A 15,845-nucleotide genomic window follows, 5' to 3' on the forward strand; every position below is an offset into this window, starting at 1 on the left:
AATATCGGAAAATTTTCTGTTCTATTGTTTTTTGTGAGCTTGCTTTTTAAAATTTTAAACGCTCTTTAAAACCTAAAAATAATACCCGAGTGCAAAAAACCATTCACTTTCACCTCTTTCTGGAGAATAGGTGTATTTTAACTCTACAGGCCCTAAAATAGTTTCTAAGCCATAACCAAGAGCGAAACCTGTAAAATCTGGTGAAGAGAACCATTCTCCTGTTTTATACAAATCATCATCTACGTTGGCTATATTATAGCTGGCTATAAGGTGATTTTTTTTAATAAATTCATAATCTATGTCTATTAACCCTTTTATATAACTGTCTCCTGTAATGGTAAAAAAGTCATATCCATAAAATTGAACAATATTATTAATAGGTAGATTACCATATCCACCAAGGGAAAAATTGAGAAAAGACATATCGTTATTTCCTACTCGAAAGCCTGTTTCTGTTTGCAATCTGGTACTTACTTTTGGCAACGGACTAAATGCATAGCCTACTGTTCCTTTTGCTATTGAAAATTCTGAAAAGTTAAAAGTAGACCTAGAATCGAAAAGATATAGATTAAAATCTCCTCTAAAATGAATCCCCTTACTCGGAAAATAAGAATTATCGTAGGTGTCATATTCTAAATAACCTAAAGCGCTAAATACGTTGCTTTGTTCTAATATAGTAAATGGGAGCTGCTCATCTGCCTTTTGATCTATAATAGTTTCGGTTTCAACTTTTGAATATTTATGTTCTGCACCTAAACCTAATTTAAAAAACTTTAAAAAGAAGGTTTCTGCGTAAATTTGATTGGTAAAATCGAAGTTTTCTAACTCTACTTTATTTACATTATAATCACCAATGGTTGAATTTTGTTTTAAAAAATCGAAGTCTACGTCCTTATTAAATTGACTCACTCTCGAGTTTATTCCTATACTCCAATAGTTTCCTTTATCTATATAGTATTGAAAATCGTATCTAAAATTATCTCCCGCAATGAAATCTAACGAAATAATATCGTTGGTTAAAAACAAACTTTTTTTCGTGAGATTTACCAATGCAGCACTTCTAAACAACTCATCATAATGTAAGCCTAAGCGTAAATAGGTGTTATTTTTATTTTCGGTTACTCTCAATCTTAGGTTATAGGTATTTTTCGCATTAGGCACAAGACTGTATTCTACGCGTTTAAAATTCCCTGTGGCAGAGAGTGTATTAATCCCCCTGTTTAAATCTTGATATGAAGTTAATCTTTGTGTCTCCAACTTTAATTTACCACGAATATAATTTCTAGGATAATTGTGATTTCCTACAATCTCTATTTGATGAATGTAAATTGAATCTTGAAGTATGACGGGTTTTCTTACTTCATATTTTTGAGGGTTTTGCTGAGCTGCAATTGCTTTCAATTCTTCAATTTTTTTATCAGCAGCTTCTTCTCCTTTTTTTATAATTTTACTGCCCTTTTCAAAAGAAAGAACTGAAAAATCTATAATATCTGGTTTTATATATAAATCTGTTTTTTCTCTTTTTTCTTTCATGGCTTCAATCGTTCTAAAGTTATTGACCTGTGTCATAATCTCAAAAACCGATTGGAGTTTCTTTCTATCTACCAAACTATCTTGTACATCTACACCAATAATAAAATCGACTCCCCTAGATTTTAATTCTTCAATAGGATAGTTATTAGCAATTCCTCCATCTGTCATCAATTTTCCTTCAATTTCTACTGGACTAAATAATGTAGGGATTGCTCCGCTTGCAGAAACTGCCTGCGCCAAAGATCCATTTTCCAAAATAACAGCTTCCCCAGTTTCCATATTAGTTCCTATGCAAAAAAATGGAATTGGCAGATTTTCAAATTGCTGAATGTTATTTACATGAGCTGTTAACTGCGAAAGAAGATTATAAAGATTTTGCCCTTTTGATAATCCCGAAGGAAATGAAAGCTTAAAATCATCGAATGGTAACGTTAATGTATAACGCTCTGAATCTTTACGTTCGTAAAAAGTTTTTACACTTCGAGGAAGATCATCTTGTATTAAGGTATTGAAATTGGTTTCTCTAAAGATAGAATCTAATTGGTGAGGTGTATATCCTGCTGCATACAATGAGCCTATTATTGCCCCCATACTTGTTCCTGCAATATAATCTACTCTTATCCCTGCTTCATCAATTTTTTTTAACGCACCAATATGCGCCAAGCCTTTTGCTCCGCCACCACTTAGAACCACACCTACTTTCAAATCTTTTTTTGAAGTAGTGTTTTCCTGAGCAAAAATACTTCCTGTCAAGAACAAGAGAATGTAAAGCAGGTTTTTCATTCCTTTTCCTTTTTTTTCTGATAAAATTCGAACACTAAGCTCCCTTTAGAAACTCCTACCACATCTACTAGCTCTTTTTTAGTAGCCTCTGAGATTCTCTTAATCGATCTAAATTGCTTTAATAACTCTACCGCTGTCTTTTCTCCAATCCCTTCTATAGATTCTAGTTCGGTTCCTAGCGCAGCATTACTTCTCTTATTTCTATGGAAAGTTATCCCAAAACGGTGGGCTTCATTTCTTAACTGTTGAATAATTTTTAAGGTTTCCGTTTTTTTGTCTAAATATAGAGGATATTTATCTCCCGGATAAAACAATTCTTCTAAACGTTTAGCAATACCTATTATGGCTATTTTTCCGCGTAAGCCTAAATCATCTAATGCTTTCACCGCAGAAGATAATTGACCTTTTCCTCCATCAATAATAATGAGTTGCGGTAAAGGTTCATCCTCATTTAAAAGTCTTCTGTACCTTCTAAACACCACTTCTTCCATAGATGCAAAATCATCTGGACCTTCTACGGTTTTAATATTAAATTTACGGTAATCTCTTTTACTTGCCTTTCCGTTCTTAAAAACTACACAAGCTGCAACTGGGTTGGTTCCTTGTATGTTAGAATTATCAAAACATTCTATATGTCTTGGTTCTTCATGAAGTCGCAAATCTTTTTTCATTTGCGCCATTAATCGATTGACATGACGATCTGGATCAATAATTTTCATTTGCTTAAAACGATCTTGACGGAAGTATTTCGCATTCCGTAAAGATAAATCTACAATCGCTTTTTTATCACCCAATTTAGGAACTGTCACTTTTATATCTTCCCCTAAGTTAATTGGAAAGGGCACATAAATTTCCCTCGACAGAGAGTTAAAACGTTGCCTAATTTCTACAACAGCAAGTTCAAGGAGTTCTTTATCGCTTTCCTCTAGCTTTTTCTTCATTTCGATAGTATGTGATCGAATAATTGAACCGTGAGAAAGCTGTAAAAAATTGACATAACCATAGCCTTCATCGCTCGTTATAGAGAAAACATCTACATTATTAATTTTAGGATTAACTACCGTAGATTTAGATTGATACTTTTCTAGAACATCTATTTTATCTTTAATTTTTTGAGCTTCTTCAAACTCCATAGCTTCGGCGTGCATTTTCATTTGCTCCCTAAACTTTAGTAAAGAGTCTTTAAAATCTCCTTTTACAATTTGTCGAATGTGCTCTATATTTTTATTGTACTCAACCTCATATTGATTTCCTTCACAAGGACCTTTACAATTTCCTAAATGATATTCTAAGCAAACTTTATATTTTCCTTGCTGAATTTTTTCTTCGGCCAAATCATAATTACAAGTTCGCAATTGATATAAACCTTTAATAAGATCCAATAAAGTATTTACTGTTTTAAAACTAGTAAAAGGTCCGTAATATTCACTCCCATCTTTTATGACTCTACGCGTAGGAAATACTCTAGGAAAACGTTCGTTTTTTATACAAATCCAAGGATAGGTTTTATCATCTTTAAGCATCACGTTAAAACGTGGCTGGTATTTTTTGATAAGGTTGTTTTCTAACAGTAAAGCATCGGTTTCAGAATTAACAACGATATGTTTTATATCGTGTATTTTCTTAACCATCACACCAATGCGGTGGCTATCGTGCTTTTTATTAAAATAAGAGTTTACCCTTTTTTTTAGATTTTTTGCCTTCCCTACATAAAGAATTTTCCCGTTCTTATCATAGTATTGATAGACCCCCGGACTAGAAGGAAGGGTTTTTATTTGTACCTCTAAAGATGCCTGCTCCATACCCTCAAAGATAAAGTTTGTTTTATACTTTTAAAAGAAACTGTGAGTATCCTTAAAAACTATTTTTTATTAAACATTTTAGTTTATTTTTGGAGCCTTATTTCTTCCATAAATTTAAGTTTTTAATACCAGGTATTCTTATTTTTAAAGAAAATCAAACCTATATTTTTTGCTTCGTTTATTTTTAAGTAGATTAAGAAACTGTTAGTTTAAAACAAATTTTATGGTTAAAACAGTGAGATTGTTATTTTTACCACATGTATAAGAAAGAGAAAAAAATTATTGGACGAAGTGATATTGTAAATTTTCCCGATTTACAGCTCGAAGAGATTGCTATAAAGATAGATACGGGTGCATACACCTCCTCTATTCACTGTAAAGACATTACAGAAGAAAATGGTATTCTTAAATGTACATTTTTAGATGAAGATCATCCCCAATATAACTCGATGATATTTACATTTAAAGAATACAAAAAAATTACTGTAAGAAGTAGTAACGGACTAGCGCAAGAGCGTTATGAAGTAAAATCTACCATTCAATTATTTAATAAGACTTATAAAATTTCGCTTTCGCTGAATGATCGACAAGAAATGAAATTCCCTGTCCTTATCGGAAGAAAATTTTTAAACAATAAATTTATCGTTGACACCCAACTAAAAGATTTATCTTTTCAACAACAAGATCAATAACACTATTATGAATATTAAAATATTATCAAGAAACGCCAATTTATACTCTACTAAACGTTTGGTTGAAGCGGCTAAAAAAAGAAAGCACGAAGTAGAAGTTATTGATCCGCTTAAATGCGATATCGTAATTGAAAAAAGAAAACCCAACATTTACTATAAAGGTGGATACATAGAAAACGTAGATGCTATTATTCCTAGAATAGGATCATCGGTTACCTTTTACGGTACTGCCGTGGTGCGCCAATTTGAAATGATGGGCGCTTTCACCACCATAGATTCTGAAGCTTTAGTAAGAAGTAGAGATAAATTAAGAAGCTTACAGGTATTATCTCGTGCTAAAATAGGTTTACCAAAAACTGTTTTTACTAACTATTCTCGAGACGTAGAAGGAGTCATTAATCAAGTTGGTGGCACACCCTTGGTTATAAAACTTTTAGAAGGAACTCAAGGTCTTGGTGTAGTTTTAGCAGAAACTAAAAATGCAGCTCAATCGGTTATTGAAGCATTTAACGGTCTACAAGCTCGTGTGATAGTTCAAGAATTTATTAAAGAAGCAAAAGGAGCAGATATTAGAGCTTTTGTGGTCGATGGTCACGTAGTAGGTGCCATGAAAAGACAAGGAAAAGAAGGAGAATTTAGATCTAATTTACACCGTGGAGGCTCTGCAGAAGTGATTCAGTTGACCGATGAAGAAGAAATTGCAGCCGTAAAAGCCTGTAAAGCCATGGGCTTAGGTGTGGCGGGAGTAGATTTATTACAAAGTACACGCGGACCTTTAATCCTTGAGGTAAACTCTTCTCCAGGTTTAGAAGGAATAGAAAAAGCCACTGGAAAAGACATTGCTAAAACCATTATTAGATACATCGAAAAAAACATATAGACGATATGGCTTATATCGATAAAAAAAATGTTCTTACTATTTTAGAACAACGTATAAAGCCAGGTGAAAGCGCTCGTATTAATTTTAATACCGCAAAACTTTTTACCACCAGCCCGGTAGAAGTGCCCATTATTATTGAGCGCTCTAAAAATCCAGGTCCCATTATTTTACTTACGGCAGGTATTCACGGAGATGAAATTAATGGGATTGAGGTAATTCGGCAAATTATTGCCAAAAAAATCAATAAGCCTAAAAAAGGTACAGTCATTTGTATTCCTGTAGTTAATATTTTTGGGTTCCTCAACCTAACGAGAGAGTTTCCCGATGGTCGTGACCTTAACCGCATGTTTCCTGGATCTCAAAATGGAGCTTTAGCCAGTAGATTTGCCTACCAATTTGTGCAAGAAATATTACCTGTAGCAGATCTTTGTTTAGATTTTCATACGGGTGGAGCCAGTCGTTTTAACGCTTCGCAAATTAGAATTAGAAAAAACGACGATGAGCTTATGAAATATGCGCAAATATTTAATGCTCCTTTTACCGTATATTCTGCCAACATTGCTAAGTCTTTTAGAGATGCTTGTGCCAAAATGGGAAAACCTATTTTATTATTTGAAGGTGGAAAATCATTAGATAGCAATAAAAACATTGCAAAAGCAGGTGTAGAGGGAACCATGCGTATTTTAAGTCATTTAGAGATGCTTCAAGATAATATAGAAGTACCTGTAAAAGAAGATGAAACTATCCTCATAGAACAAAGCGCTTGGGTAAGAGCTAAATATAGCGGACTTCTACACATAAAAATTCCTATTGGGAAAGCGGTAGAAAAAGGAGAATACATTGCTATTATTACCGATCCTTATGGAGAGTTTAGACATAAAGTAAAAGCCAACACTACAGGTTATGTGATTAATGTTAATCAATCTCCTATTGTTTACCAAGGAGATGCTATTTTTCATATTTCAAAACACGCTTAAGGTGAGTAAAAATCAAATCCGTAAAGCATACAAAGCCAAAAGAACGCTATTATCTAAAGAGGAAATAGAAGAACAAAGTATGGCAATTGCTAATCAACTTTTGTCTTTACATGTTTGGGATTATCAGTTTTATCATCTATTTCTAAGTATTGCTCAACATAAAGAAGTAGATACCGAATTTCTACTTCATATCCTTAGCGGAAAAGATAAAAACATCGTAGTTTCTAAAAGTGATTTTACAACTTTAGAAATGCAACATTTTTTATTGACAGATGCTACACCTATAAAAATAAATGAGTGGGGAATTCCTGAACCACAAAACGGAATAGAAATACAACCTCAACAACTAGAAGTAATTTTTCTTCCGCTTCTTGCTTTTGACCTTAACGGAAATAGAATTGGCTACGGTAAAGGTTTTTACGACCGATTTTTAGAAAAATGCTCACCAAATGTGGTCAAAATAGGTCTCTCTTTTTTTGAAGCAGAAAAACATCCTATTGAAGCTTCTCCTTTAGATATTCCTTTGGATTATTGCGTTACGCCAGAGAAAGTCTATACGTTTTAATCTTGCTTCTCCTCTTTAGGAAATGCTCTTTTATTGAAGATAATCAATAAAATTACTCCAATAGTAATGGCAGAATCTGCGATGTTAAATACAGGTTCAAAGAAAGTAAAATACTCTCCGCCCCAAAAAGGAATCCATTCGGGTAAAACGCCGCTCCATAGCGGAAAATAAAGCATATCTACGACCTTACCGTGAAATAAGGTTCCGTAACCACCTTCAGCAGGCATAAAGCTCGCTAATTGATTGGTACTGTCGTTAAATATAAGTCCGTAAAAAACGGAATCGATAATATTTCCCAGAGCACCAGCAAAAATTAAAGAAATAGATATAATTAAAACCCTAGATCCGTTTTTTCTTACCGAATCCCAAAGCCAGTACCCAATACCAACGATTGCTACTAATCTAAAAAGGGTTAAAATTAATTTCCCATACTCACCTGGGATTTGAGCTCCCCAAGCCATACCATTATTTTCTATAAAAAGTATTTTAAACCAGTCAAAAACGTGAACGTCTTCGCCCAATACAAAATTGGTTTTAATATAAATTTTTGAGATTTGGTCTATGAGTAAGACTAAGATAATAAATAGCGTCGCTTTCTTAATGGACATGGATTAGGCATTTTAAGGTCGTAAAAATACTATTTTTATTCTTCATGCCTTACATTAATGTCACCATCAATACTTTTTAAAGAAATTTTATTTCCTTTTTTAAAAGTAGGTTCCATTTTCACCGTACCGTGAGTAGAAAAAGCTGTTATCTTTTCTTCGAGAGTTCCCACCTCAATATCTCCTTTAAAGGTGTTGACAAGCGCTTTCCCCGAAAATTGATGTAATTCACACCTTCCCGATTTCAATTCTGCTTCAAAATAAGTATAATTTCCATTTCCGTAAACGGAAGCGAGATCAGATTGAACAATAACGCTTTTATGTTTAGGTATTTCTATTTCTAAACGTACTGCAAATACTTTGTGAGCGCTTAACTTATCGTAACCACTGGTTAAAATTTCAGGAAAAACGGTTTGAATAGTTAAGGTTTTATTTTCTTCCGTAAAGTTAAACCCTATATTTTGAGCATATTCCCCTTCAGAATAAGATTTTATCTTTAGCTCGTTAATTTTTGGATTAGTAGATATATATACACCAAAAACTTCATCAACTTTTAAATGAAGTTGCTCTATGTGGTCAATAGCTATTTTTCTCTCTACGATCGATTGTGCTTTCGCTGAAAAAACTAGTGCAAAAAAAAGAATAAAAAATGTATACTTCATCAACTTAATATATCAAAAAACGCTCCTAAAAGGAGCGTTTAAATTGATTATAAAATAATATGTTTATTTTTGAAGGTTCTTCGCTTCAATACTTAAAGTTGCATGAGGGACCAACATTAATCTTTCTTTCTTAATTAGTTTTCCTGTTACACGGCAAATTCCGTAAGACTTATTTTCTATACGAATAATCGCATTTTTTAGGTCTCTTATAAATTTCTCCTGACGAATTGCTAACTGTGAGTTCGCTTCTTTACTCATGGTTTCGCTACCTTCATCAAACGCTTTAAAGGTTGGAGAAGTATCATCTGTACCATTAGAACTATCGTTCATATAAGCGCTTTTATACATCTCTAATTGCTTGTTAGCACTAGCCATTTTCTCTAGAATAATTGTTCTAAATTCTTCTAAATCTGCATCGCTGTATCTTTCTGTGGTTTCTGTGTTCATAGTTAATTATTGTTTTTTAATAGACAAAAGGGTATTCACATCATCAAATACAACTTCTATACCTTCGTCCATACTTTCTGCTAGTTCGAGCTGAGCAGTAAGTGTTTCGTTTTTAATATACTCTTCGTTATCTAAGACTGCCTGCTCGACCACGCCGTCTTTTTTAATTGTCACCATTATCTTATCGGTCACTTCAAAACCAGAGTCTTTTCTTAAGTTTTGAATTCTATTGACCATTTCGCGTGCAACTCCTTCTTTCCTAAGGCCTTCATTAATCGTAGCATCTAAAGCAACAGTGATACCTGCGTTACTTGCGACTAACCAACCTTCGATATCTTCAGAAGAAATTTCTACATCGGCGAGCTGCAAAGTAGTCATTTTTCCGTTAATTTCTAAAGAAATTTCACCCTTCATTTCTATAGTAGAAATATCGCTTGCTTCGAGCTTATTTATCGCTGCAACAACGAGTTTCATATCTTTACCAAAACGGGGACCTAAAGTTTTAAAATTAGGCTTAATATTCTTAACTAAAATCCCCGAAGTGTCATCGATTAGCTCGATTTCTTTTACATTCACCTCTGACATAATAAGATCTTTAACCGCCATAATTTCTTCACGTACTTGATTATCTAACACAGGAATCATAATACGTTGTAAAGGTTGACGCACTTTAATCATTTCTTTTTTACGTAGTGATAATACCAAAGAAGAAATAATTTGAGCCTTTTCCATTTTTCTTTCTAACGCTTCATCTATAAACGTTTTATCTTGCTGTGGAAATGCAGCCAAATGTACACTTTCAAACTTTTCTTTTTGCGTAGTATTTGTTAAGTCTTTGTAAAGCCTATCCATATAAAATGGAGCGATTGACGCACTTAATTTTGCTACGGTTTCTAAACACGTATATAAGGTTTGATAAGCAGATATTTTATCTTGTTCATAATCTCCTTTCCAAAATCTTCTTCTGCTTAAACGCACAAACCAGTTGCTTAGATTTTCTTGTACAAACTCAGAGATAGCTCTAGCTGCTCTCGTAGGCTCATATTCTTCATAAAACTTGTCTACTTTTCCGATAAGGGTATGCAGTTCAGATAATATCCATCGATCAATTTCTGGTCTGTTTTCTAAAGCAACGTCATCTTCTTTGTACGTGAATTGATCAATATTTGCATATAAAGTAAAGAACGAATAGGTGTTATATAATGTCCCAAAGAATTTTCTTCTTACTTCTGCAATTCCTTCAATATCAAATTTTAAATTATCCCAAGGATTGGCATTAGAAATCATGTACCAACGGGTAGCATCTGGACCAAAAGCTGCCAAAGTATCGAAAGGATCTGCAGCGTTCCCTAAACGTTTAGACATTTTTTGTCCGTGTTTATCGAGCACCAATCCGTTTGAAACCACATTTTTATAGGCTACATCATCGAAGATCATGGTTGCAATGGCATGCAACGTATAGAACCATCCACGCGTTTGATCTACCCCTTCAGCAATAAAATCTGCTTTTTTATCTCCGTTCTCTACTTGTTCTTTATTCTCAAATGGATAATGCCATTGTGCGTAAGGCATAGAACCAGAATCAAACCAAACATCTATCAAATCTGCCTCTCTTTTCATCGGTTTCCCGGAAGGAGAAACTAGCGTGATTTGATCTACAACATTTTTATGTAAATCTACTTTTTCATAGTTCTCATCTGTCATATTACCGACTTCAAATTCCGCGAAAGCGTCATTTTTCATAAAGCCAGCTTCTACAGATTTTTGCATTTCCTGCTTTAATTCTGCAATAGAACCAATAAGAATCTCTTCTCTACCATCTTCGGTACGCCAAATAGGTAGTGGGATTCCCCAATATCGTGAACGAGAAAGGTTCCAGTCATTAGCGTTTGCCAACCAATTACCAAAACGGCCTTCTCCTGTAGATTTAGGTTTCCAATTAATGCCTTTGTTAAGTTCGTGCATACGATCTTTTACTTCGGTCACTTTGATAAACCAAGAGTCTAATGGATAATATAATATAGGTTTATCTGTACGCCAACAATTTGGATAACTGTGTACGTATTTTTCTACTTTAAAAGCTTTATTTTCTTCTTTTAATTTAATAGCAATTTCTACGTCTACAGATTTCTCTGGAGCATCTTCTTCATCATAATATTCATTCTTTACGTATTTTCCAGCAAATTCACCCATTTCTGCTCTGAATCTACCTTGTAAATCTACCAACGGAACTAAATTATCGTTCTCGTCTTTAACTAACATTGGAGGAATTTGCGGTGTAGCTTGTTTAGCAACCAACGCATCATCTGCTCCAAAAGTTGGCGCGGTATGAACAATCCCTGTTCCATCTTCTGTAGTTACAAAATCTCCCGAAATAATTCTAAACGCATTTTCTGGATTTTCAAAAGGTAAAGCATAAGGCAATAATTGCTCATATTTTATACCTACCAAATCTTTCCCCATAAAGGTATCGATCACCATATAAGGGATTTTTTTATCTCCCTGTTTATAGGCTTCAATCACCTCTTCGTTTTCAGTTTCTACGAATTTTTTATCAAACTGTTTACTGACTAAATTTTTAGCCACAACAATTTGTACAGGCTCAAACGTATATTGATTATATGTTTTTACCAATGCATATTCAATTTTTGGACCTACGGTTAATGCTGTATTACTGGGTAATGTCCACGGGGTGGTCGTCCAAGCAATAAAATGTATAGTACCAAATTCTGCTAAATTATCTGGTAACGTACTAGAAACTGCTTTAAATTGTGCCGTTACGGTAGTATCGGTTACATCTTGATAGGTTCCTGGTTGGTTTAACTCATGTGAACTTAAACCTGTCCCTGCTTTTGGAGAATATGGTTGTATCGTATAACCCTTATAAATAAGGTCTTTTTTATAAATCTCTGAAAGCAACCACCAAACGGTTTCCATATACTTAGACTTATAGGTAACATAAGGATCATCCATATTTACCCAATAGCCCATTTGTTCGGTAAGGTTTTTCCAAACATCGGTATAACGCATCACCGCATTTTTACACGCATCATTGTATGCTTCTACACTAATTTTAGTACCTATATCTTCTTTGGTAATGCCTAATTCTTTTTCTACACCTAACTCAACAGGTAAACCGTGTGTATCCCATCCTGCTTTACGCTTTACTAAGAAACCTTTTTGAGTTTTATATCGGCAAAAAATGTCTTTTATACTTCGCGCCATCACATGGTGAATTCCTGGAAGACCATTAGCCGATGGCGGTCCTTCAAAAAATACGAAAGGTTCTTTTCCTTCTCTTGTACTTACACTTTTATCAAATATGTTTTCCTCTTTCCAAAAATCTAAGATTTCCTTAGCGATTACGGGAAGGTTAAGTTCTTTATATTCAGTAAATTTTGTACTCATGGTATGCGCTTTCAAAATGATTTGCGAAATTAAGGATTTTTGCTAAACAGAAGTAACTGAATTAAAAAAAACTAGTGGTATTTATACACAAGAAAAATATTTGTAATTTATTTCAGCGCAAGCTAAATATTATAGAGAAATTTTAAAGGCTTATGTACAGTGATTTGGTTATATTTGCCTTATAAAAAACTAAGAAATTATGTCATTTTCAGATTTGTTTGGTACAGGAGAACATTCTCGTAATCTTGGTCACTTTGCTTCTATTGTAACGTTAGCATCAGTAGATGGTGAGATTAATCCAGAAGAGGAAAAAGTATTAAAGCGCCTTGCCAGAAAGTTAGATATTAACGAAGAAGATTACGCTAAAATAATTAAGAATCCTTCAGGATTCCCTATAAACCCTCCTAATACTACCGAGAAGAGATTAGAGCGTTTATTTGATTTACTTACGGTTATTTACGCGGATCACGAAATAGATGAGCAAGAAGCTTTCTTATTGAAGAGATTTGCTATTGGTTTAGGATTCTCTACAGAAGATTCTGATAAAATCATAAAAAGATCAAATCAAATTTTAGGTAGTTTATCTTTTGATGATTACATCTACTTATTGAATAGAAAATAAAAAAAGCCTTTTCAAATTACTGTGAAAAGACCTTTTTAATATTATAAAAAATAAAACGGGAACTTCCCGTTTTATTTTTTCTTCATAAATTCCTCTGCTTTTTCTACCATATTTTTACTTCCGCAGAAAAAAGGAACTCTTTGATGAAGCTCTGTAGGTTTTAAATCCATAATTCTTTGGTGACCGTCACTAGCTTTACCACCAGCTTGCTCTACAATAAAAGCCATAGGATTACATTCATACAACAACCTCAACTTTCCATTAGAAGATTTTGAGCTTTTTGGATAAATATAAATTCCTCCTTTTATCATATTTCTATGAATGTCTGACACCAAACTTCCTATATATCGCGAAGTATAAGGACGATTGTCTTCTTCGGTCTGGCAGTATTTTATATAATCTTTTACTCCCTGTGGGAAATGAGCATAATTCCCTTCATTTATTGAATAGATATTTCCGTCTTCAGGAAATTTCATATCTGGGTGTGATAAATAATAAGTCCCAATGGCAGGGTTTAAAGTAAATCCATTTACCCCGTGACCTGTAGTATAAACCAGCATGGTAGAAGTACCATATACTATATATCCTGCAGCTACTTGTTCACTTCCTGGTTGTAAGAAATCGTCAATAGTTACTGGAGTTCCTAACGGAGTTACTCTTCGATAAACTGAAAAGATAGTTCCCACAGATACATTCACATCTATGTTAGAACTTCCGTCAAGCGGATCCATTAACACTACATACTTATTGTTATGATCTTCCTTTTGTCCACAAATGGTAATAAAATCATCATTTTCTTCAGATGCTATTCCGCAAACAATTTCTCTATTGGTAAGCGTCTGTATAAATTTTTCGTTAGCATAAACATCTAACTTTTGCTGATCTTCGCCTTGTATATTTGTCTCTCCTGCAGCGCCTAAAATATCTACTAAACCAGCTTTGTTCACCTCGTGGTTGACCACTTTGGCTGCCAAACGAATAGAATTGATTAATCTTGATAATTCTCCCGAAGAATATTGAAAGGCTTCTTGGTTCTCAATAATAAATTCTCCTAAAGTTTGGTTCTTTTTTGCCATTACATGATTGGTTTATCCCACAAAAATAGAAAAAAAGACTTTCTAATCACTATTTTTGTGATAAAGCCTTAGACTATGAATATAAATGTAAGAGAATCTCAACCAGAAGATATGCCACAAGTGTTAGAACTTATTAAAGAACTAGCGCATTTTGAAAAAGAACCTAACGCTGTCATCATAGATGCAGAACAATTAAAAAAGGATGGGTTTGGGAAACAACCACTTTTTAAATGTTTTGTAGCCGAAGTTGATGATAAAATACAAGGTATGGCTTTAATTTACTTTAGATATTCTACCTGGAAAGGAAAAACAGTACATTTAGAAGATTTAATGGTAAGAGATCGCTTTCGCGGAAAAGGATTAGGTATTGCGTTGTACAAAAAAGTAATGACCTATGCTTTAGAGCAGAACGTAAAACGAGTAGAATGGGTAGTGATTGATTGGAATAAAAATGCTATCGAATTTTATAAAAATACAGGCGCAAACGTAATGCCCGAGTGGAATACAGTACAATTTGACGAAACCTCTATAAAAAACTTTTTAAATTCATGAAGATTTTCAAATTTGGAGGTGCCTCTGTGAAAGATGCCGATGGAGTAAGAAATCTCGCTTCAGTATTACAAAAAACAGGAATATCTAATAAAGTAGTAATTATCTCTGCAATGGGTAAAACTACGAATGCCTTAGAAAAAGTTATTGAAATTTATTTTAGTGAGAGCAAAATAGATACCGAATATCTAAAAACTTATCATACAGCTATTTTAAACCCGTTGTTTGAAAACACATCTCATCCAGTTTATGCAAAAGTAAATCTCCTTTTTCATGAACTTGAATCATTTTTACAGCGAAACAAATCTCCAAATTATGACTATGTGTACGACCAAGTTATTTCTTTTGGAGAATTAATAAGCACCACGATTATTAGTGCTTATCTAGAAAAAAATGAGATTGAAAACACTTGGTTAGATGCTAGAAATTTAGTGAAAACTGACCATACTTACCGCGACGCTAAAGTTAATTGGGATTTTACTTGTGAAAACATCAATAAAGCTGTCGAAAAAAATAAACTCTACATTACACAAGGTTTTATAGCTTCAGACGCTAATAATTTTACCACCACATTAGGGCGTGAGGGTAGTGATTATAGTGCTGCAATTTTTGCTTACTGTTTAAAAGCGGAAGACGTTACAATTTGGAAAGATGTAGATGGCGTTTTTAACGGTGACCCCCGAGTTTTTGAAAACACAACTCTTTTAAATGAGGTTTCTTATTCTGAAGCAATTGAACTTGCTTTTTACGGAGCTTCTATTATTCACCCTAAAACATTACAACCGCTTCAAAAAAGAGAAATTCCTTTATTTGTAAAATCGTTCTACCATCCAGAAAACGCAGGGACTATCGTTTCTAACGGTCAAAAGATAAATCCGCATATTCCTTGTTTTATTGTCAAGAAAAACTTGGTTTTACTTTCCCTCTCAGCGTTAGACTTTTCTTTTTTTGTAGAAGAAAATATTAGCGAAGTTTTTGCTTTATTACATAAATACCAAGTTAAGGTAGACCTTATTCAAAATTCTGCGATTAGTTTTTCAGTTTGCGTAGATAATCGATTTAAACAAGTAGATCAACTTATCAATCATTTAAGAGGTAAATTTAGAGTTTCTTTTAATAAAAATGTATCCTTATATACCATTAGACATTTTACTGAAAGTGCTATAAATCAGATAGAAAAAGATAAAGAGGTTTTATTAAAACAGCTTACTCGAGAAACGGTTCAATTAGTTACCAGAGAATAA

At 33.6% G+C, this 15,845-nt stretch carries 14 protein-coding genes; 7 read left to right on the forward strand and 7 right to left on the reverse strand.

Translation table 11 applies throughout. From position 1 onward, the window contains the following. Positions 1-72: 72 nt before the first annotated feature. Together FT986_RS01155 and uvrC are read right to left on the reverse strand one after the other, a co-directional pair. Positions 73-2,316, reverse strand: a complete 2,244-nt coding sequence (locus FT986_RS01155; RefSeq protein WP_147863448.1) for a patatin-like phospholipase family protein — start codon at positions 2,314-2,316, stop codon at positions 73-75. Continuing rightward, complete coding sequence (gene uvrC / locus FT986_RS01160) at positions 2,313-4,118, reverse strand: excinuclease ABC subunit UvrC (RefSeq protein WP_147863449.1); 1,806 nt, start codon at positions 4,116-4,118, stop codon at positions 2,313-2,315. Before uvrC ends, FT986_RS01155 begins: the two co-directional genes overlap by 4 nt. Before the next feature lie 257 nt (positions 4,119-4,375). On the opposite strand from uvrC, the gene FT986_RS01165 reads away from it, so the two are divergent. From FT986_RS01165 to FT986_RS01180, 4 genes are read left to right on the forward strand one after another with little or no spacing between them, the layout of a single operon-like run. After that, complete coding sequence (locus FT986_RS01165; RefSeq protein WP_147863450.1) at positions 4,376-4,810, forward strand: RimK/LysX family protein; 435 nt, start codon at positions 4,376-4,378, stop codon at positions 4,808-4,810. Between the two features lie 7 nt (positions 4,811-4,817). Beyond that, complete coding sequence (gene rimK, locus FT986_RS01170; protein ID WP_111539954.1) at positions 4,818-5,690, forward strand: 30S ribosomal protein S6--L-glutamate ligase; 873 nt, start codon at positions 4,818-4,820, stop codon at positions 5,688-5,690. 5 nt (positions 5,691-5,695) lie between these two features. Then, a complete protein-coding gene (locus tag FT986_RS01175) occupies positions 5,696-6,667 on the forward strand; it encodes a succinylglutamate desuccinylase/aspartoacylase family protein (RefSeq protein ID WP_147863451.1) in 972 nt (323 codons plus the stop codon). A 1-nt stretch (position 6,668) separates the two neighbouring features. Continuing rightward, on the forward strand, positions 6,669-7,232 hold the full coding sequence (locus FT986_RS01180) for a 5-formyltetrahydrofolate cyclo-ligase (protein WP_255505875.1): 564 nt from the start codon (positions 6,669-6,671) through the stop codon (positions 7,230-7,232). Here FT986_RS01180 and FT986_RS01185 read toward each other — a convergent pair. From FT986_RS01185 to ileS, 4 genes are all read right to left on the reverse strand, one after another. Beyond that, entirely contained in the window at positions 7,229-7,840 is a 612-nt protein-coding gene (locus FT986_RS01185) for a lipoprotein signal peptidase (protein ID WP_111539951.1), read from the reverse strand. The two genes, FT986_RS01180 and FT986_RS01185, sit on opposite strands and share 4 nt — an antisense overlap. A 35-nt stretch (positions 7,841-7,875) precedes the next feature. After that, positions 7,876-8,499 carry a hypothetical protein gene (locus tag FT986_RS01190; RefSeq protein WP_147863453.1) on the reverse strand — a complete coding sequence of 208 codons (624 nt, stop codon included), beginning with the start codon at positions 8,497-8,499 and terminating at the stop codon, positions 7,876-7,878. A 63-nt stretch (positions 8,500-8,562) separates the two neighbouring features. Then, complete coding sequence (locus FT986_RS01195) at positions 8,563-8,946, reverse strand: TraR/DksA C4-type zinc finger protein (protein WP_111539949.1); 384 nt, start codon at positions 8,944-8,946, stop codon at positions 8,563-8,565. A gap of 6 nt (positions 8,947-8,952) precedes the next feature. After that, positions 8,953-12,354, reverse strand: a complete 3,402-nt coding sequence (gene ileS / locus FT986_RS01200; RefSeq protein ID WP_147863454.1) for an isoleucine--tRNA ligase — start codon at positions 12,352-12,354, stop codon at positions 8,953-8,955. Positions 12,355-12,553: 199 nt separating this feature from the next. Here ileS and FT986_RS01205 point away from each other — a divergent pair, with 199 nt between their 5' ends. After that, positions 12,554-12,976 (forward strand): TerB family tellurite resistance protein, encoded by a 423-nt coding sequence (locus tag FT986_RS01205; RefSeq protein WP_111539948.1) that lies wholly within the window; start codon positions 12,554-12,556, stop codon positions 12,974-12,976. A 71-nt stretch (positions 12,977-13,047) separates the two neighbouring features. Here the strand turns inward: FT986_RS01205 and fbp are convergent, their stop codons facing one another. Further along, positions 13,048-14,052 (reverse strand): class 1 fructose-bisphosphatase, encoded by a 1,005-nt coding sequence (gene fbp, locus FT986_RS01210; RefSeq protein ID WP_111539947.1) that lies wholly within the window; start codon positions 14,050-14,052, stop codon positions 13,048-13,050. Positions 14,053-14,127: 75 nt separating this feature from the next. Between fbp and FT986_RS01215 the strand changes: the two genes are divergently transcribed. Next, on the forward strand, positions 14,128-14,604 hold the full coding sequence (locus FT986_RS01215) for a GNAT family N-acetyltransferase (RefSeq protein WP_147863455.1): 477 nt from the start codon (positions 14,128-14,130) through the stop codon (positions 14,602-14,604). After that, positions 14,601-15,845, forward strand: a complete 1,245-nt coding sequence (locus FT986_RS01220) for an aspartate kinase (protein ID WP_147863456.1) — start codon at positions 14,601-14,603, stop codon at positions 15,843-15,845. The genes FT986_RS01215 and FT986_RS01220 overlap by 4 nt, the downstream gene beginning before the upstream one ends.

It is taken from the genome of Mesonia sp. K4-1, from assembly GCF_008017825.1.
Classification (GTDB): Bacteria; Bacteroidota; Bacteroidia; order Flavobacteriales; family Flavobacteriaceae; genus Mesonia.

Bases quoted from the DNA above. Each gene is read 5' to 3' on its own strand.
- FT986_RS01220 (WP_147863456.1), top strand. From the start codon at position 14,601: ATGAAGATTTTCAAATTTGGAGGTGCCTCTGTGAAAGATGCCGATGGA.
- FT986_RS01205 (WP_111539948.1), top strand. From the start codon at position 12,554: ATGTCATTTTCAGATTTGTTTGGTACAGGAGAACATTCTCGTAATCTT.
- FT986_RS01215 (WP_147863455.1), top strand. From the start codon at position 14,128: ATGAATATAAATGTAAGAGAATCTCAACCAGAAGATATGCCACAAGTG.
- FT986_RS01185 (WP_111539951.1), bottom strand. From the start codon at position 7,840: ATGTCCATTAAGAAAGCGACGCTATTTATTATCTTAGTCTTACTCATA.
- FT986_RS01190 (WP_147863453.1), bottom strand. From the start codon at position 8,499: ATGAAGTATACATTTTTTATTCTTTTTTTTGCACTAGTTTTTTCAGCG.
- FT986_RS01165 (WP_147863450.1), top strand. From the start codon at position 4,376: ATGTATAAGAAAGAGAAAAAAATTATTGGACGAAGTGATATTGTAAAT.
- uvrC (WP_147863449.1), bottom strand. From the start codon at position 4,118: ATGGAGCAGGCATCTTTAGAGGTACAAATAAAAACCCTTCCTTCTAGT.
- FT986_RS01155 (WP_147863448.1), bottom strand. From the start codon at position 2,316: ATGAAAAACCTGCTTTACATTCTCTTGTTCTTGACAGGAAGTATTTTT.
- rimK (WP_111539954.1), top strand. From the start codon at position 4,818: ATGAATATTAAAATATTATCAAGAAACGCCAATTTATACTCTACTAAA.
- FT986_RS01195 (WP_111539949.1), bottom strand. From the start codon at position 8,946: ATGAACACAGAAACCACAGAAAGATACAGCGATGCAGATTTAGAAGAA.
- ileS (WP_147863454.1), bottom strand. From the start codon at position 12,354: ATGAGTACAAAATTTACTGAATATAAAGAACTTAACCTTCCCGTAATC.
- FT986_RS01175 (WP_147863451.1), top strand. From the start codon at position 5,696: ATGGCTTATATCGATAAAAAAAATGTTCTTACTATTTTAGAACAACGT.
- fbp (WP_111539947.1), bottom strand. From the start codon at position 14,052: ATGGCAAAAAAGAACCAAACTTTAGGAGAATTTATTATTGAGAACCAA.